General features: G+C 42.2%; 11 protein-coding genes. All 11 read right to left on the reverse strand.

Annotated elements, in window-relative coordinates; translation table 11 throughout:
- On the reverse strand, window positions 1-233 hold a 233-nt coding region (locus tag H8S65_RS16035), incomplete at its 3' end, for a cysteine peptidase family C39 domain-containing protein (RefSeq protein ID WP_255489274.1).
- Window positions 230-1678: a vitamin K epoxide reductase family protein gene (locus H8S65_RS16040; protein ID WP_186930873.1), complete on the reverse strand. Its 1449-nt coding sequence runs from the start codon at window positions 1676-1678 to the stop codon at window positions 230-232. The genes H8S65_RS16035 and H8S65_RS16040, both read right to left, overlap by 4 nt.
- A 130-nt stretch (window positions 1679-1808) precedes the next feature.
- On the reverse strand, window positions 1809-2933 hold the full coding sequence (locus H8S65_RS16045) for a DUF4934 domain-containing protein (RefSeq protein WP_186930874.1): 1125 nt from the start codon (window positions 2931-2933) through the stop codon (window positions 1809-1811).
- Window positions 2934-3033: 100 nt separating this feature from the next.
- Window positions 3034-4245, reverse strand: a complete 1212-nt coding sequence (locus tag H8S65_RS16050; RefSeq protein ID WP_186930875.1) for a DUF4934 domain-containing protein — start codon at window positions 4243-4245, stop codon at window positions 3034-3036.
- A gap of 140 nt (window positions 4246-4385) precedes the next feature.
- A complete protein-coding gene (locus H8S65_RS16055) occupies window positions 4386-4730 on the reverse strand; it encodes a DUF3244 domain-containing protein (protein ID WP_186930876.1) in 345 nt (114 codons plus the stop codon).
- Window positions 4731-5077: 347 nt separating this feature from the next.
- Window positions 5078-5284: a hypothetical protein gene (locus tag H8S65_RS16060; protein WP_186930877.1), complete on the reverse strand. Its 207-nt coding sequence runs from the start codon at window positions 5282-5284 to the stop codon at window positions 5078-5080.
- Window positions 5285-5362: 78 nt separating this feature from the next.
- Window positions 5363-5650 (reverse strand): hypothetical protein, encoded by a 288-nt coding sequence (locus tag H8S65_RS16065; RefSeq protein WP_186930878.1) that lies wholly within the window; start codon window positions 5648-5650, stop codon window positions 5363-5365.
- 113 nt (window positions 5651-5763) lie between these two features.
- Window positions 5764-6927 carry a DUF4934 domain-containing protein gene (locus tag H8S65_RS16070; RefSeq protein ID WP_186930879.1) on the reverse strand — a complete coding sequence of 388 codons (1164 nt, stop codon included), beginning with the start codon at window positions 6925-6927 and terminating at the stop codon, window positions 5764-5766.
- A gap of 210 nt (window positions 6928-7137) precedes the next feature.
- Entirely contained in the window at window positions 7138-9273 is a 2136-nt protein-coding gene (locus H8S65_RS16075; protein WP_186930880.1) for a tetratricopeptide repeat protein, read from the reverse strand.
- A 971-nt stretch (window positions 9274-10244) separates the two neighbouring features.
- Window positions 10245-12644 (reverse strand): family 78 glycoside hydrolase catalytic domain, encoded by a 2400-nt coding sequence (locus H8S65_RS16080; RefSeq protein ID WP_186930881.1) that lies wholly within the window; start codon window positions 12642-12644, stop codon window positions 10245-10247.
- Window positions 12645-12694: 50 nt separating this feature from the next.
- A complete protein-coding gene (locus H8S65_RS21135) occupies window positions 12695-18853 on the reverse strand; it encodes a family 78 glycoside hydrolase catalytic domain (RefSeq protein WP_255489282.1) in 6159 nt (2052 codons plus the stop codon).
- Window position 18854: the final 1 nt, after the last annotated feature.

The following is an 18854-nucleotide window of genomic DNA, read 5'->3' on the forward strand; positions in this document are numbered from 1 at the left end:
TCTGCCCTGAGCTGTTCCAACGTCACTTTCACCCCCATCGTCCGGAACCCGATCCGCTCGGCGGCATCGCTGATGCCTAACATCGACACCCCTTCGCGCGTGATGAATGCCTGTTCGCGGAGGTACTGGATGGAATAGCTGCGACCGTAGTATTTCGCGATCATGCGCAGGCACGAGGGACCGCAGTCGGCGGATTCGAGTTGGTGGTAATGGGGGAATGATCGCGAAGTCATATTAAATAAATCAAATCTTCCACTTTATACAAATCCGGCAAAACGCAACCATTGATCAATATAGTCGGGGTACTATGAATATCATGCTTATCTATAAAAGATTTATGTTTCATATATTCATCTTCCAAATCATACTCAAAATTATTTGATATGCTCTCTATCTCATTATCTATTTTTGTTTTATCATTCTTAAACCAACAGTCTAAACCATATAAAAATCCTGATTCTCCCTCCTTACGATACAAATTTATCATCCTTTTAGTATATTTCTCTATTTCTTCCGTTGGAGAGAAAAATATATATTGGATACAAACATCACTTTCCAGTTCTCCTTCTAAAGCTTTAATTCTACTATGCATATATGCACACGGGACACAATACAGATTTGTAATGAAAGAAATGACAATCTTTGCATTTTTATTTCCAATCAAAATAGAAGAAGCCTCTTTATAATCTAAATACTTATCCGACCTATGCAACACATATCCAAAAATATCCTCATTATATTTTAGTTTTAAAAGCCGTTGATAAAACTCTTTCTCTCCCTTATCTTCATTTCTACTCAAAGAGTACAAAAACAACAGAGAAAAAGGCACGCTATATATCATGAATAGAACCGGCCAAGACCAGATATCAGTCGGAAAAACTAATTTATCATGAAAAAACAGATTATGAAGAAAAATCACCCATAATAAAGCCTGAACTACCAGGCATAACACACACCACCGCTTCAATTTGACCTTTTGGCACCATATACTCCAAAATGAGTAAGGCAAGGCGAGTATGGATAAACAGAAAAAGAAAATATAATACCGCGGAAAAGCAAGTAGTAAAAGGATATTAGATAAAAAGTAACCTAATCCTATCTGGCTCCAACTGATTATCCCAAAAAGCTTGGCCTCCGCGCTATTTACCACATCATCGCAAGAACCTGATTTTATAAACGTACAGATTTTATCCACATACGAACGTGATAATCGAAAATCTTTCTGATATAGAAGAAAAGAAACATAAGCGCCTGCCATATTCAGCACCAAAGAGCTTAAAACAGCAATAGAATAAGGTGTATTCTTCACTATGATCGCGCAAATACAGAAACAGATGGATGCTAGAATCAATAACAAGCAACCCCTTTCCATAAACTGCGACATCAAATGCCGCTTATAATCTGGCTCCACTGAGAAATCTGTTTTTTCAGCTAACAAAATAACACCAGACCATTTTTGTAGGAAATCATCCAAAGAAGAAGAACGTCGCTTGCCCTCTTCCCAGTAAGAAACAACTGATTCAGATATCTGATATACAATAACAAAACCTTCTCCAAACGGGACAATAGCAGGTAGTTGACATGACACCAAATCAGTCTTTTGTTCAGCCATATCAATTACTAAATTATCAACTTTATATCTCTTCAACAAACTTGAATATCCATATAAAGTATCCATGAAAGGTAATTTCCAACAGTTTTTTTTCAATACTGAAGTATATTTCACTTTCAATAAAGTTAGGAAAAATGATAATATCTGATATGAATTCATGAATGTAGGTCGCTTCAAAATTAATAATGTATTTAGATCAATTTTTCAATGTAGCAATTACTATAATAGGATTATCTTCTTTAGAAATAGATTCTAAAGATTTCATACTTCCTTTTAATTCTATATTTGTTTTATTAATATATTCACAAACATCTGATGCAGACAATATACCCAAACAAACTCCACTTTCCAACATCACTAAAATCTCAAATGGCATAAAATTATTCAAATCATCTTCAAATCCATTCTCATAAGAAAAAAAAGAAGCTTTCGATATTTTTTTATCATAAACTCCTAATTCACGAAATATTTCCCTGAAATAATCAAATATTATAACATTGTCATTTTCAAAAATATAATACGGAGAAGAGACCGAGTTTACATCTACACGATAACGATCTTTATAGGGGAAAACATAAGGCGAAAAATCTAATCGATATTTCGGGATTAATTGCTCATTATTAACTTGATACACTGTATCTATAAACTTTTCTCTAAAATAAACTTGATTTTTATATCGATAAAAAAGTCCATCATTAGCATCATATACAAATTGATCAGTTTTCACAAAATGATAATTCGGATATTCTTTTACAGTTTCACCATATTGATTAAACAATACGATTCGTTTAGAGACCGAACCATTACTATTCGGAAAAAAAGCACAAAAATTTGTTGAATCTAATGGAATTACACATTTTGTAGAAGACCAGTTTGAACTCATTGGCATTTTAATTTTACCCACAAAATTCCCTTTCAGATTATATTTAATCAAAGAGTTGTAATAATCAAAAAAGTAATTTAAACCATCATACGGGTTATAAAAATTATCATACGTCTTATAAAATGCCTCTGGATCATCACCTTTATGCCCTATTTTCCTTATAAAATGCCCAGTTTTTGAATCAAATAGAAAACAATTGTCCGCATCCCACACTAATAAACTATCCCCAATCATATTTACTCTCATGGTTCCTAATCCCAGCAAACATGCATCAGTCGTTTCTAATGGTACATAATGAACTGAATCAAAAAACATACTTACTTTTGCCTTTATTTCCGGACGATTTTTTGATATATGAATTACAGGTAAATCTTTCGCGAAAGAAAGATTAAATACAAAAATAAAAACAAGCAACAACAAAGATCTATAAAAGCTCATATTCCATTCATTTTAAGCCTAAAAAACAGTCAAATATCGTGACAATAACAAATATGCATTCATAATTTCATATCGTATCAGAATCAACAATAAATCAATCTTACTCTTTCAAGGTGGCAATCACCACGATCGGATTATCATCAAATTGGAGGTTTTCCAATACTTTCTTTCCAGTCGGACTTAACTTCACATCTTTATGGGTCTCCATATAATCTAAAAGCTCTTCCGGCATCAGCAAACCAACCAGCTTATTTCCATCTAATTGTTCCATGAAAAAAGTACCCAATCCATCTATGTCATTCACAAAACCACATCTTTCCCCTTCACGCTTACAACTATACAATTGCTTGCTCCTCTTATCATAATAATTTGAAAAGCTAATATTAGAACTTAGCCCTTCCCATTCTGAGCAAGCAAAAAAGATATACCGATCCATCTGAAAAATACGCCAATAGCTCAAAAAGCCTTTTTTATATCGTCTAACCATTTCTACATCATCCGCTCCAAAATCGAATTTCCCAGTTTCGTATTTTTTTCCAAGAGTCTCGTTAAAATGGAATGCAATAGAGGGGATCAGCCGCTCTTCGCCCACCAAATAAATAGTATCATTGTCCGATGCTCCAGAAAAATACAAATTACCTCCTACCTCCTGAAACCATCCTGCATTATAGCAAGAAGACCGGGAGGATTTAAATGTTGGAGCCTGAAGGCCATTGTCTATCACCTTCAGAACCTCGCCGTTTTTATTAAAAACATAAAGCGCACAATGATCATTAACCTGTTCATCATTGGCAAAACCTAAATATAGACTATCCTTATAAAGGCAAAGGTTATTTATTTTTTGCTGAAATCTCATTTCCTTGATATATCGATATTCAGGTTTTACCACCTCATTTACACATTTGTTAGTTTCAATATCTATTCCTCTCCACTTCCTCCATATATCCACATAAAAAACATTTCTTTCCTTATCCAATGTACAATTTGTCATAAGATGTGCATAATCATCCGGTCCACCTCCTTCTTGACTGAGACGACGGATATACTTTCCGTTTTTCCTATCAAATAGACATATTTTACCCGCAAATTCAGTGGTTATAATATATCGATCTGTTAAAAAAATAGAGGGCTCTTTCAACAAAGATTCTTTTGTTAATTCTAACGGAATATATTCCAATTTAGAAACAAATTTACTCAACGGAATATCACCTACTTTTGCTTTCGTCATATCTATCACTAATGCTTTATCTTTAGCCTGTAAAGACAAAGACAAAAGGATACTCATTAATGCACCTATATATTTTATATTCATTGGCAATAAATCACAACACTATTAAAACTCAATAATACAAAAAAGAGACTGCCTGTCCACATAGTAAAATCACTAAGACTTCTCATAATCTTTTTTAATTTAATTGTTAAACAAATAAGAATAAATACATAAGCACTATTTTACATCTTAAACTCTCCAGTAAAAATCTTTTCCTCATAACTAATCTCAATCTCATACCCCCCACTGCTTTCTTGACTCATTAGTATAGAGACTGTTTGTGGAAAAGAAAAAGACATTGTCTGAATCTCGCTATTCTCTGTATTGGTAATAACGACAGTAGCAGTACTTGGCAAATCAAGAAACAATACATAAACCGTTTGGTTGTCTATCCAAGCACGAACGGGCGGCAAACTCCGCAATTCTTTATTTCCTGCTTTTGTCCGCAATTCTATATCACGTGTATCCGTTACTTTAGCGGACAATATAACAGGAGAGACAAATGTCAATCCCCATACAATAATCAAAAAAGAAAATAGTTCTTTTTCATAAAGCAGTCTGTTTTTAAAATTTCTATTGTAAATTTAAAGCCCTCCTCCTCTTAGATAACAGGAATAAATATATTTTTCTATTTTCACACATTAATAACATCATAATCAATCTATTAAACATCATTTTCACCCATTCAAAATGGTCCTGATTCCTGCTTTCAGAGATAAAAGCAGGAATCGCTAATATCATTTTTTATGATTTCGTCCAAAGAGTAAGCAGTAGATGTCGGAAAACACCGTTTCCGGATATCCGACTTTATCCGCCGGATCATATCTTCTCCCAAGTTGAAAACAGTAGAAACTTTCGCGGTCTTCAATCCCAATTAGGCCAGGCAGACAATCCGGATTTCACGTTCGGCCAAATCAAAACTGCCGGTCAGATGTGTGAGAAAACCTGGATATACCTGGTTGAAATTTTCCATAAAGATTTTCCAATCCCGCTCTTCCCAAATGCCCAATACTAACCGGTCTTGAATACTGGATAAATAACTATTTTGACTAATCAACTCCTTCTGCCAAGCTTCATACATTTTACACAGAGAGCTATAGTCTTCCTTGCTTTTTATTTCCTATGTTGTTTTCTGTTGCTCGCTCGTCAGGATGCCTATCTACTCTTTATATAGCTTTTCATCTTTCGACATCGAACTTAATTTCAAATTTTGCTGACTAAACAATAAATCCTTTTGATTGATTAAAATGTCTTTTTCACGCAGTATTTTTTCTTTTTCTTCAACAGTTCTCTTGCTTCGGGTTTCGATCTCTTCCAACTGCTGTTCATATTCAGCTTGTCTTTTGCGATTATCTTCTTCCAGCATACGGACTCGTTCATTTCTTTCTCGCGCCAAACGGTCTTTTTCCTCCTGGATTTGACTAAGCGATTGCTGAGCTGTTTCCAATCTCACATTATTCTCGCTCAGTTCTTTGTCTTTAATCGATAGTTGCCTCTTTTAGAAAGAGATCAATAGTTCTATATAAATATTTTTCTTGACTAATCATCTTTATATATATATCATTTTTTAGGGGTAGCTATTACGACTATAGGATTATCATCTTCCATAAGATTTGAAACAAGACGTTTACCTCTCTCACTCATTCCTCTCTCTCCATTTAGCTTAACATACTCACTTAATGCTTGTACATCCAAAACACCATAAACTTCTCCATTTTTATTCATACCACGTAAAATAACAGAAGTTAATCCATCTGTGTCATTTGTATATCCATAATGAGACTCACAAGCTTTTTTGCTATGAGGAATATATAGTTTTTTATTTTTTTTATCAAAAGCACAATTATAAGTTGTCATTGCCGAATATCCTTTAGCATATTTAAAGAAGATAAAACGATCACTTTCACCAACCCACAATATATTAATTTGGTCACTGACAGCAGATGAAGGAATGCCATCAAGTTGTAGGTCTGGAATCTCTTTATTTCCAGTCCGAAAAATAATATGAGGTAATATCTGTTTATCCCCAACCTCGTAAGTCATAGCATTAAAACCTATTCGTGAAAAATAAAGCTTCCCCTTATAATTATAAAAGATCAAGAGTCCATCACCTGACAAAACATCCGCTCCAAGAATGTTTTCTTTTTTATATACTTTAGAGATAAATCCCTGTTTATTAAAGACAACAAGCCTATATCCTTTTTTACAAAACTCAGCTGAAACATTTCCAATATATTGATTTGAATTTATTGCCCACGGACTAAATACTGTAATAATGTCATTGTTTATACTTGGCTTCTTTATAATATCTACCATCTCACCAGTCTCTATATCATAGCCTTTCCATTTATCAATATCATTAGCATAAAGAATATTACGTTTTTCATTCAACCCATTTAAATAAACAATCCAACGACGATATTCATCTGGGCCACCACCTTCACGATCCAATCCTCTAATAAACTTTCCTGTTTTTCTATCAAATAAATAAGTTTGCCAAAAAGTATTCATCGCGACAATATACTTATCTGTCACATAATAATAAGCTCCGGGCTTCAAGAAACATTCTGGTGTTGTTTCCAATGGGACATACTCTATTTTATCAAATAAAATGTTTAAAGATACATCTTCATTACTCTTTTCAAGATCAACAATAAAAGGTTTATTTTGAGCTAAACTTAAAAGTGAATATAATAAGCTACATAAACAAAAGAATATTTTCATACCTCTCTATAATTAAGAATATAAAATACATATTTATCCCTGTGAAATTTCGCAGGGATAAATTTAAAGCCCTCCTCCTATTAGATAACAGGAATAAATATATTTTTCTATTTTTCCACATTAATAACATCATAATCAATCTATTAAACATCATTTTCACCCATTCAAAATGGTCATGATTCCTGCTTTCAGAGATAAAAGCAGGAATCGCTAATACCATTTTTTTATGATTTCGTCCAAAGAGTAAGCAGTAGATGTCGGAAAACACCGTTTCCGGATATCCGACTTTATCCGCCGGATCATATCTTCTCCCAAGTTGAAAACAGTAGAAACTTTCGCGGTCTTCAATCCCAATTTGGTCAGGCAGACAATCCGGATTTCACGTTCGGCCAAATCAAAACTGCCGGTCAGATGTGTGAGAAAACCTGGATATACCTGGTTGAAATTTTCCATAAAGACTTTCCAATCCCGCTCTTTCCAAATGCCCAATACTAACCGGTTTTGAATACGGGATAAACAACTATTTTGACTGATCAACTCCTTCTGCCAAGCTTCATACATTTTACACAGAGAGCTATAGTCTTCCTTGCTTTTTATTTCCTGTGTTGTTTTCTGTTGCTCGCTCGTCAGGATGCCTATCTGCTCTTTATATAGCTTTTCATCTTTCGACATCGAACTTAACTTCAAATTTTGCTGACTAAGCAATAAATCCTTTTGATTGATTAAAATGTCTTTTTCACGCAGTATTTTTTCTTTTTCTTCAACGGTTCTCTTGCTTCGGGTTTCGATCTCTTCCAACTGCTGTTCATATTCAGCTTGTCTTTTGCGATTATCTTCTTCCAGCATACGGACTCGTTCATTTCTTTCCCGCACCAAATGGTCTTTTTCTTCCCGTAGTTTTTCTTTTTCTTCAACAGTCCTCTTACTTCGGGTTTCGATCTCTTCCAACTGCTGTTCATATTTAGCTTGTTGTTTCCGGTTATCTTCCTCCAGTATACGGACTTGTTCATTTCTCTCCCGCACTAAACGGTCTTTTTCCTCCTGGATTTGACTAAGCGATTGCTGAGCTGTTTCCAATCTCACATTATTCTCGCTCAGTTCTTTGTCTTTAATCGATAGTTGCCTCTTGTTTTCATTCAACATTTTCATTGTCTCCTGATTACGCAGTTTCTGCAAAGACAACTTCTTGTTAAAATAGAAATAGATAAACGTCCCGACTAACAAACTCGCCAAAAACAGGACCACCCACAACAACTGCCGGATCTCAGCCTCTTGTATCTGCCTGTCATGCCGGTTCTGCATCCGCTCTTTGTTGTAGAGGGCTTTCACCCGTTCCAATTCGTCAGGACGATAAAGATGCTCAATGGAATCCCTTAACTGCAAATAGGTTTCATTATACACAAAGGCGGAAGCATACTCCCGATTTTCTTTTGCCAATTGATATAACAAACGGTTGGCATTGCATTGAGTAAATAAATTTCCACTCTCCAATATCTTTCCAACATAAAACAGAGCGGAATCGGTCTGTCCCAACGCATGATAGATATCCCCCAGATTATAATACTCTGTATCCAAAAATTTCGGATTATCGGCATTACGAAATGCACCTTGATAATATTCCAATGCCGTGACATATTCTCCCCGAACTTCACTAATATTACCAAGAGAAGTAAGAATCATTCCTTTTTGCGTTTGGACATGCCCCTCGTCAGCCAATTTCAATGCTTTCTCATAATAGATTGACGCACTGTCAAGCAAATTCATCCCTTGAAAACATTTTCCGACATTACATAATGTATTGACCATACCTGCCGTATCAGAACTATATACATATGCCTGATGAGCCTCTTTATAATAAACAAGACTTTCCCGATGATTCATATTTTTCCAATACAAACCGCCCAAATGATTATTTATACGGGCACGTAAATCATAATCAATCGTTTGAGTCACTTGTTCCTTCGCCCTCAGATAGGCTTCCAAGGCCTCTCCTTCCAAATCAAGATCCGACAACACCCGCCCCTGGCAATAATAAGCCTGCGCCTTCCGATGCGGGTCTTTCCGTTTCTCAAAATACCGCACCGCCACATTGATCACCGAATCCGACGTATGTTCCACATAATTCTTATCCCGCGCTTGCGTGACCAGCAAACACCAGGTGGCATAGTCTTCCGCGGAAAGCTTTTCCAGAGAGCGGACGGATTCCAACAAGATCAACGAACTGTCCGGACGATTCGGCATGAGCGTTTCCGCCTTCTGCAAAAGAGAGTCGACATAGTGAGGCTGCCGGCACGCGCCCTGAACTAAGATCAACAATAGGAATATAGGCGATATAAGTTTTTTCATCAGACTGAGTTTGTTTTACATATTGCAATATTACTAATATTTGCCCGCATTCCCTTCTTATTTTGCCGACAATATCAACCCGCAACTACACACCTCTCGATATTACGGATCTCTTCCTGCTCCAAACGGTTCAAATCGTAATGGCAACTTTCATGCCTCCTTATTGTCAAAATCTCCGAAAAAGCCATTGGTTCAAATCGAAACTACTACCGCATCCAATTTGATTTTATACCCCATATAATCCAAATTACACGCAAGGATAATCTTTTTTAACAAACAACATATTCCATATATACCTACTAATCAAAGACTTACAAAATGGCTCTATTTCAGGAGGGGATATTGTCAATTTTTAGTACAAACTTAGAGCCATCTCCTGTAAACCATAAACAATATCATTTATCCTGAAAAAACCATATTTCCTGTCATTTTAATTCATTTCAAGCCATTTCCCTAACACACGCTTTGCTTGCTTTCCTCCTTTCAGCCTTAAAACGGCACGATTCCGCAGGGTCTTCCCGAAATCATCTAAATGATTTTTCAAATGATCTGAATGGTTTTGGAAAACTATTCAGACAATCGGAACAAACGATCAGGATAAAAATAGAAAATCATTTAGATGATTTTAGGGAAGGGTGCGGGACAAGGCATAAAACGGTCGTCAAGAGACTGCAAAAAGCCTCCAAAAAGCAATTTTAACAGCTAAAAGCCCTGTTGGAAAGATCGGTTGACGGTTGACGGTTTGACCGTATTTTCATCCTTCCACCCGACACCTTCCACCAATCGCACCGCACAACTTCACCCTTTCGGGAACAAAAAAAGAGATTTCCGGAGAAAAGAAGAGCAAAATGTCAATTCCAAACTGCTCTTCCTTCCCCTATTTGTAATCATCAGGATAAACGTACGGATATAAGCGGACCTACGAGTGGCAACTCTAACAAATTGTCAATTGTCCGCTATTTACAGATATACTAATTTGCCAACGGAAAAAGATGAGCGATCGTGTTCCTGCCACCAACAAGATTCAACTGCTGCCCGCCCCAGACAAACGTTCCGCTCAGCGAAGCCGGTAAAACGATATGGCCGGAAAGTCCTTTGCCGTTTTTCTTCAAACTGACTTCGATAAGCCCTGCCGGGTGAGGGATCTTTCCTTCTATCTGGTTCAACGATCCTAAATGAGGGGCGATGCGGACCGAACGGAATCCCGGTTCTACCGGCTCCACGCCACAGACCGTTGCCAGGAAGTCATAGACAGGGCTTGCACTCCAGGCATGGCAGTCCGAACGGGTCGGTTCGGGATTCTCGGCAAAGGTGGTCAAGCCCATTGCCAGCATATCCTGCCAGGGTTTGAGCATATCCGTGTATCGATCGGCCAAACCGACCTTTTTCAAGGCACGGAACAGGTAAAAGCGATAGTAGAAGGTAGCCTGGATCAGAGAAGGATCCGTATTCAGTTTATCGAACAACGCCTGCTGTTTCTCATGCGGGACGGCATCCGAAAGGATTCCCATGATATTAGCATGTTGGCTGTAGCTCGTACCTTCCAAATCATCCGCAAGCAACTGTTTTCCTTCGTCCCAGCATTTATCCCAGGTATTGTGGCACAACGAGCGATAGACTGCTTCATAACGGGCGGCCAGATCCGCTTCTCCAAACGCTTCCAACAACTCGACGGCATCTTTCAGTGTATAGGCCAATTGAAGGGAGAGGATCGAAGAACCTCCGCTGATAGCCGCCTTATGTGTTCCGCCCAAAGGCTGGTTATTGTTCCAGGGCCACTGTTTCGGCCAGTCGATAAAGTTCCAGTGAGGGACCGGTCCCAGCAGGTCGGTTTTCGGATCGATCTTGCCTGCAAACCACTCCAAGACACTCTTTACGCCCGGCATACATGCCTTTACAAATGCAGGATCATCCCTGTACATCCAGTAATCGTGCACCATATTGATCCAATATAAGGAGAAAGGCGGGATGTATTGCGGAACCCGGCTCGGATAACGGCTGGTCGTAATCCCTTCATACGAACGGGAATAGTCGAACATCCTGATCGCCTTGCGCATCAACCGGTCGTCACCGTCCACATACAGGGAAATCAATGCCTGGATACGCGTATCTCCCACATATTGGAGCTGTTCGTAATAGGGACAATCGTAATAGGTTTCATTGGCACACAGCCGGGCTGTACGCCAACCGGCTTCCCATATCTTTTGCAGTTCCGGTAGATTGCTGCTGAAACTGCCGTTCTCTTTAAACGGATAGGCGGTGTACATGCCATAGAGGTCCGACAAAGTTAGCGGTTCCTCCTTCGTCTCGATCTCCATTTGCAGATACCGGTACGTCCGGAACCATAGCGGACGGAACAGCCGGTTGCTTCCGCCGTCCGGATAAAACTTATCCGTGAAGCCTCCTATTTCACGCCCTTCTATCTCGTTACGGTTACCTTTCTGTCCATCCTTGTAGAGCGCCTCACCGTAGCGCATCCTGATCTCGCTGCCTTTCCCTCCCGACACTCTCAGTTCGGGATAAGCATTTGTCAGATAAGACTGGTCGATCAGCAACGTCACTTTCCGGTTCGCCGGGACCACCAGCGGGGCATTCCCTTCCAGGAAAGCGGACGATGCGGGCATTCCTTCCGAACGCCGGATCGTTTTCATCCGGAGCAACGTATCTTCCATCAAAGGAATATCGCGCCGGCACAACACCCAGTCATAGCCTGTCCCAGCTCCATAAGGCTGTCCGCGTCCCAACTGGACGGCGTTTTTCCATGAACCGTCGTCATATCCCTCCGTTTCCCATCCCCACGGATATAAAGAGGCGTTTACGATGTCAGCACACCCGACATCCTGACGGTTCTCGACAGACGGCTCATAAGCGGTATTCCGGTAAACTTTCCAGTCCGGCCCGGTATTCACAAGGGCTTCCAGGGCTGTATTCCCTTGTACGATCAGTCCGGTTTTCAATGTCATCTGCGCTCCGGGGGTATAGGGACCGGCATTCCAGACAATAGCGGCAAGCGTATTCTCGCCTGCTTTCAGTAAAGATGCAATATCCACTGTCTCAAAATACCAATGATTCAAGTCCCCGCGTGCCGGACCGTAGCAGACAGGCGTTCCATTCACAAAAAGCCTGTAGCGGTTATCCGCCGAAACATTAACCACGAACGATTCCGGTTGCCTGTCCAGTTTGAAATTCTTACGGAAATGATAAACGCCATAATCATAAAGAGAAACATCCGGGCAGGAAATCCAGTCGGCATCCCATTTGCCGGTCAATAACGAGGGAGCAGGAGCAACTTGTCGCACACTCTTGTTTTCTACGGCAGAACATAAAGCTGTACACCAGAAAACGACTGCTAATAAATAGTAGTATTTCATATTGTTAATTATTAGATCCAAACGAATAAAACCACACTCTCATCAAACAATCAAAAAAACGAAATGCTGACCGGTCCGATCAATCCGGCACACGGATCTCCTCGATAAGGAGTCGGCAAAGTTTGGTAATGATTTGCCAATGTGCTATAGACCAAAACTTCGATCCTATTCGTCCCTTCTTTTATATACGGACTGATTTCGAGCTGATAGGGCGGACTCATCATAATACCGGCGGAAGTGCCATTTATTCTGACTTCACAAGTTGCAACGACATTGCCTAAATCCAACAAGACCTCTCGTCCTTGTGATTTTGCCGGGAAGATAAAATCTTTTTCATATCTCATACCTCCGGAGTAATGGCGTAATGCTCCTGTTTCCGACCAATCGCCTGCCTGCATAAGCCCAGTTCCGCTTTTTAACTTCACCGGTTCTGCCAATACGGCTGTTCCTTGCCATCCGGTTTGAGCCTTCACAGAAAAGGCTACGACACCTGTCCTCCATTGTTTTTCCTGGCATTGAACCTGATAACGGTTGATACCGTCTGTCTGTTCTTCACCAACAAGCCGAACGGCTGAATCCGGTAGTCTTTTCCCATCAACCCAAACCTTCAAATCAGTACCTCTAACAGCAAACGACATCGATTCCAAGCCTGGGACAGAACGAAAACGATAATTCCACACCGAATATCGCCCTTGATAAGGATCAAAATACAAATGGTCTGAATTTGTCCAGCACATAGCCACCTGATCTGCATAAATGGATGGCTTTACCGGCATAGGAGCCTTCTCCGGCAAGAAGACGACCGCCCCTCGGGGACGGAAATCCCTGAAATCCCCCATTTTAGACTTGTATTCCATTTTAGGCGTATCTGCATATTCGACCTGCAACTGATGCCAACCCTTTGTTATATGGACTCTGTCCTCAATCCGTTTGCCATCTAACAATATGTTCTCTGCATACGTATGAACTTGCCCGATCCGGTAAACGCCAGATTCCCGCACATACACATAGGTCCTGAACAACTGCTTTCCTCCTCCGGACAGGATAAAGAAACCGTCACTGACTTTACTCTTCAATCCGTGATAACCTTGTGAACCCGGTTGGTCCCAAACTCCATACTGCCAGGAAAACGATACCGGACGCCAAACAGGAAGCGAGTCGGAATAGGTCTCTGCTTGCGGCCCATATCCATAAATGTCCTCGTCCCAGGAACTGTCATCGAAATCTGCATTCGTCCAGCCCGAAGGAACTGTTTCGCCAGGCATAAAACGGAAAACACGAGCTTCTGCCCCGATCAGTTCATCCGTAGCCGGTAAACGGAAATCTCCCCATTTATTATTCATGGTAGGCAGTAAATCAACTTTCCATTCCCCATCAACCTGTATCTGGAAAGAAGGAACGGTTTCCTTTTCTAACTTTTGTTCAACAACAGGCTCTCCCGGAGAAAAGACGATCAAATATGAATTGGTATATTCTTTGTTCATCCTCAACCACGTTCCTTTCCCGTCCTGCCGGATTATCGGATAAGGGCGTACGGTTCCATCCTGTGCATTCCACAACTCAACTTTTCCGGTGTTGCGGAAAAAACATTCCGATCCCTTATCGACATTCATCACCATATACACGTCCCGGTTTCCCGCTTTTCGATGCAATACTTTTCCACCATTCGCATTTGGGATAAAATCAGGTATGATCAGAGATGGTATATATTTTTCAACCGCACCATCAGCAATATACCATCCGATCCCGTTCGCGGCATTGGTCTGTTTTTGTCCTTCTTTACCCAAAGCTGCTTCGGCGGCAGTCATGCCAAATACTTCCTCCAGTATCTTATCGACTTCAAGATCCTGTTCCCCTTCCCGGCTGCTTGCAACAGGCAGTCCTCCCGTAGCTAAGACAATCCCGCCGGAACGATAAAAATCCCGTAACTTTTGCAAAGAAGAAAAATGCATGGCTTTCATTCCTGCAACTAACAAAATCTTATACTTTTCATTCATTATGTGCAGTTCCCCTTTCTCAGGACGGCTCTGCCTCAACGAACGAAAATCGACAAAATCATAATCCAAACCCTTCTGGCTGAGATTCATCGCTACATTAAATGCGACATCGGCCGTTGCCTCAGGATATGCCTGCATGGACTCGGTCGGATACATCAAAGCGATATCGCACACATGATCTCCCTGGCTCAACAAATAACTCAACCGTTCCGTATATGCCAACCAGGTTTTCATGTGCTCCCAATAAGGCATCCTGAAATGAAAACAGGGAGGAGCCCATTCCCACCATCCACCATGAGTGGAATAATATAGTCCATGCATACAAACCAGATTTCCTCCCGCAATAAAATGATGATCTATTTGCCGGGTCAGCCATTCGCCGGAACTACCCCAACCCATACTGTGAAACGCTTCCAGCCAGGTACGGGGACGATTGTACAAGTGAGTGATGGAACTGGAGACTTTCGTCTGCAAGAAGCTGGATCCTTTGGACGGAGCATCATTGCCTGGGGCTGTAAACCAACTGATTGCCCGGAAATAGTCAATATAGGCCAACGGATCTTTGCCTCTCCCTAAATTATCACAACCATATATAAGCCCCCTGTCGGCATGCCATTGATAAATCGGTTTATAATAGCGTTCTTCCGACAAATCCATCAATACTTCCGTATAGTCTAACCGTATCTTGGGGGTCAATGGGCCAATATATTCTTTCAGAGCGGGAAGATAAGGAGTTATATCATATCCTTTCCGTTTCTTAAACTCAGATTGGAAATCTTCAGACCAGGATAATATATGGATCGGGTACGACAGTTCGTCCTGAAAAAAGTAGTTCATCCCGGCCCTCTCTTTCTCATCCATCTTACTTTCAAAACGGTTGAAATAGACATCTACCAGAGCTTTTCCGTAATCGGGATGAAGGAGATAGCCATTCTTTGCCGTAATCACATAAACTTTAACGTCCTTCTTGGCCTGCCATTTGATTTTTCCTTGCCGTATATAACTGTCCAGGTCGATCTTTCCCGGCCAGGCTACGGCAGAAATATAGTTTTCCGGCAATTCATACTCAAAATATTCATTTTGCTTAACAGGTATTGCCTGAATATCCAGTTCCCCTTTATAACGTTTGAAAGTCTCCCGCTTTTCCAGTTCATCCGGATAATAGCCGTTTCCGATCCAACCGACAGTGTAGTCGTCCAGACCGACCCCTAATCCCCGCTTGGCACATTCTCCTGAAAACCATTTCCAGATATTCCACCATTCGTCTGAAAATACAGCCGGATCACCCGGCTCGGTCCGCCCGAACAATCCATGCCCTTTTTTATTAAAAAGCGAATCGGTGACCGGATCGGTATGTATATAACTGACAGCAAAGCCATCTGTCGCCGAAGTAGAAAGCAAATCCAATTGGGCTTCGAGACGATCCTTCGACAAATGATCTCCGCTCCACCAATAGAACGGGACGTTTCCGTACCCCTTGGGCGGACGTTGGAAACCCGGCAAAACATCCAAGTCAGCCTTTCTCGAAGGGAATCCTTTGTTTCTTTGTAATTGGGCGAAACCGGATGGCTGCGGGTCGTATTCCGATTCAAACCGGTGGATGCCTGATCCGACATCCCTGTATTTCTTGCCGTCCGGCAGGATAACCGTAGCAGTCGTATTGACGGGTATCTCGACTGTCAACTCGAACGAATCCGCTTCTATCCGCCAGTCCGAGCGGACAGGGCCGTACAGGGATTGATACGATCCCCGGCAATAAGTAAGGCCGCCTACCGGTTGAGGAGCGATGACGATGCGTTTCATACCCGGCTCCGCTTCATCATAACAGATTCCGGCAAGTGTCCGGTAAAACCAGGCCACCACGCTGCCGAACATCGGATGGCAACGGGAAGCCTTTCCTTCCCACCGCTCCCATAAACAGGAATAACGGTCGTCCATCACATACCCGAACCCCGGCATCTCACGCTGGTTCATCAACCGGAAAGCGATATCGGCACGTCCGTTGTCGCTTAATACTTTCAGGAGCAAAGGCGTTGCCATGATGCCTGTATCGAAATGATTCCCTATGCTGTCCAGATGAGCGAGCAAAGCGTTGAACACGGCTTCCTTTTCAGCTTCCGGAACCATTCCGAAAGCCAGCGGGAATACATCCGCACCTTGTCGCCCTTCCCAATAATGATGGGTCGACGGGTTGAAAAAGACTGTATTGAAATCCTGCCTGATCCGTGCGCGCAGCCGGTCAAAGTGCTGCCTGTCTTCCTCTTTCCCTAAGACAGCCGCAACCTTCGACATCAAGTCTGCCGAATGATAGTAATAAGCCGTATTGACCAGCGGTTCGGGCAGTTCCATCTTCTTCCCCGGCGCACACCAATCTCCCAGACACCAACCATCCGGCTCTTCCCGGACAACGATTCCACGGGCGTCGGTTCTCGTTTCCAGATAGGCGACCCACTGTTTCATGCCCTCATAATGGCGGTTCAGCAAAGCCGTATCGCCATAATAGCAATAATAGGCCCAGGGCATGATCACATAGGCCGAGCCCCATGCCGGACCGCCTCCTCCTCCACCGAAGGGTGCGGTATGCGGAACATAGCCGCTCTTCCGATTCCGGGCGTCCTCCATATCGTCAAACCATTTCCTGTAAAACTGGGTCATATCGAAAGACAAGATGGAACTTTCCACGACCACCTGCGCATCTCCGGTATAGGCCAGCCGCTCCCGGTGCGGACAGTCACTGCTGATACTGCCGTGGAAGTTATTCTGCTGCGTCCGCAGGTAGACCTCGTTGATCTTGTTAAACAATTCGTTCGAACAACTGAAACTTCCGGCAGGCTGCGGATCGGTATGCACGACTTTTGCAATCAGACTTTCCTTGCTCATCCTGACCTGGCGGGATATAACTTCGATATAGCGGAACGTGTGCCAGGTGAAACGCGGCTCCCATTGTTCCACCCCGCCACCCCTCAACGTATAGAGGTCCACCTGCCCGAAATCATCCTTTTCCTCTCCGATAAAACGGAGCTTGATCCGGTCCCCGGCATTGCCTTGCACCTTTATATGCGCCCAGCCGGAAATCATTTCCGGGAATGCGTACCAATAGGTGGAATCGTTCTTCTGTTCACAGCTTACCGGCTGCAATGTCCGGGTAATTTTCTCATAAGGGGCAAGTTGTGCATGCAGGCTGCCTTCCGGCGCCCTTACCAGAAGGGCTTTCTTCCAGGAAGAATCCTCGTACCCGTTCCGGTTCCAACCGTCCGGTTCCAGCCGGGCATCATATTCTTCACCTGTGAATATGGCGTCATGCAGCAAAGGGCCGGTCGTTGTCTTCCAGCTATCATCCGTAGCGACCAGTTCCGTCGATCCATCGGCGTATTCTATCTCCAACTGGCATAGCAGGCGGGGCGTATCGTACCACATACAGCCTTCCACCGTCCGGTCACGCTGGTTATACCAGCCGTTTCCCAACAGGACTCCGACCGTATTCTCCGCCTTTTGCACCAAAGGCGTGACATCGAACGTATTATAGAGAACCCTTCGGGCAGATTGATCGTCAAAGAAATACAACATCTTTTTGAGCGGACGGCGGTCGAAATTGGTAACGGCGGGAGCCAATACCTGGTCGCCTACCCTTTCGCCATTCAGGTACATTTCATAAAAACCCAGTCCGCATATATAGGCTTTCGCCTGCTTGACCGGCTTGTTTATCCGGAATGTTTTACGGAAATAAGGAGCCGGACCGGTCAACGTCGAATCGGGATAAGAATCTTCCCGGTTGCCGATCCACCGGGCTTTCCAGTCGGACGGTTTCAACAGTCCCATCGTCCATCGCCCTGTTTCACTCCAGGGCGAAGCCTCTCCCTCTTCATCCCAAACCATCGCTTTCCAGTAAAGCGTTTGCCTGGAATCAAGCGGTTTTCCTTCATATCCGACCTGGTTGGAACGGGAAGATATTACTTTTCCGGAATCCCAGAAATCCGCTTTCCCTTCAGCCAGCAAGGAAGGGGAACTTGCCACGAGGACACGGCAGGCTGTCTGGCTTTTCGCTTGTCCGGAGGATTGCAACTGCCAACTCAACAAGGGCTTTTCATTCTCCACCGCAACCGGATCTTCCAGATATTCACACCGCAGATTGCAGACAGACATTCTTTCCTGTCCCGAAACAGAAACCACAAATCCCCAAAGGAAAGAGAGTAACAGACAATAATACTTCATA

It is taken from the genome of Parabacteroides hominis (assembly GCF_014287585.1).
In the GTDB taxonomy this organism is placed as follows: domain Bacteria; phylum Bacteroidota; class Bacteroidia; order Bacteroidales; family Tannerellaceae; genus Parabacteroides; species Parabacteroides hominis.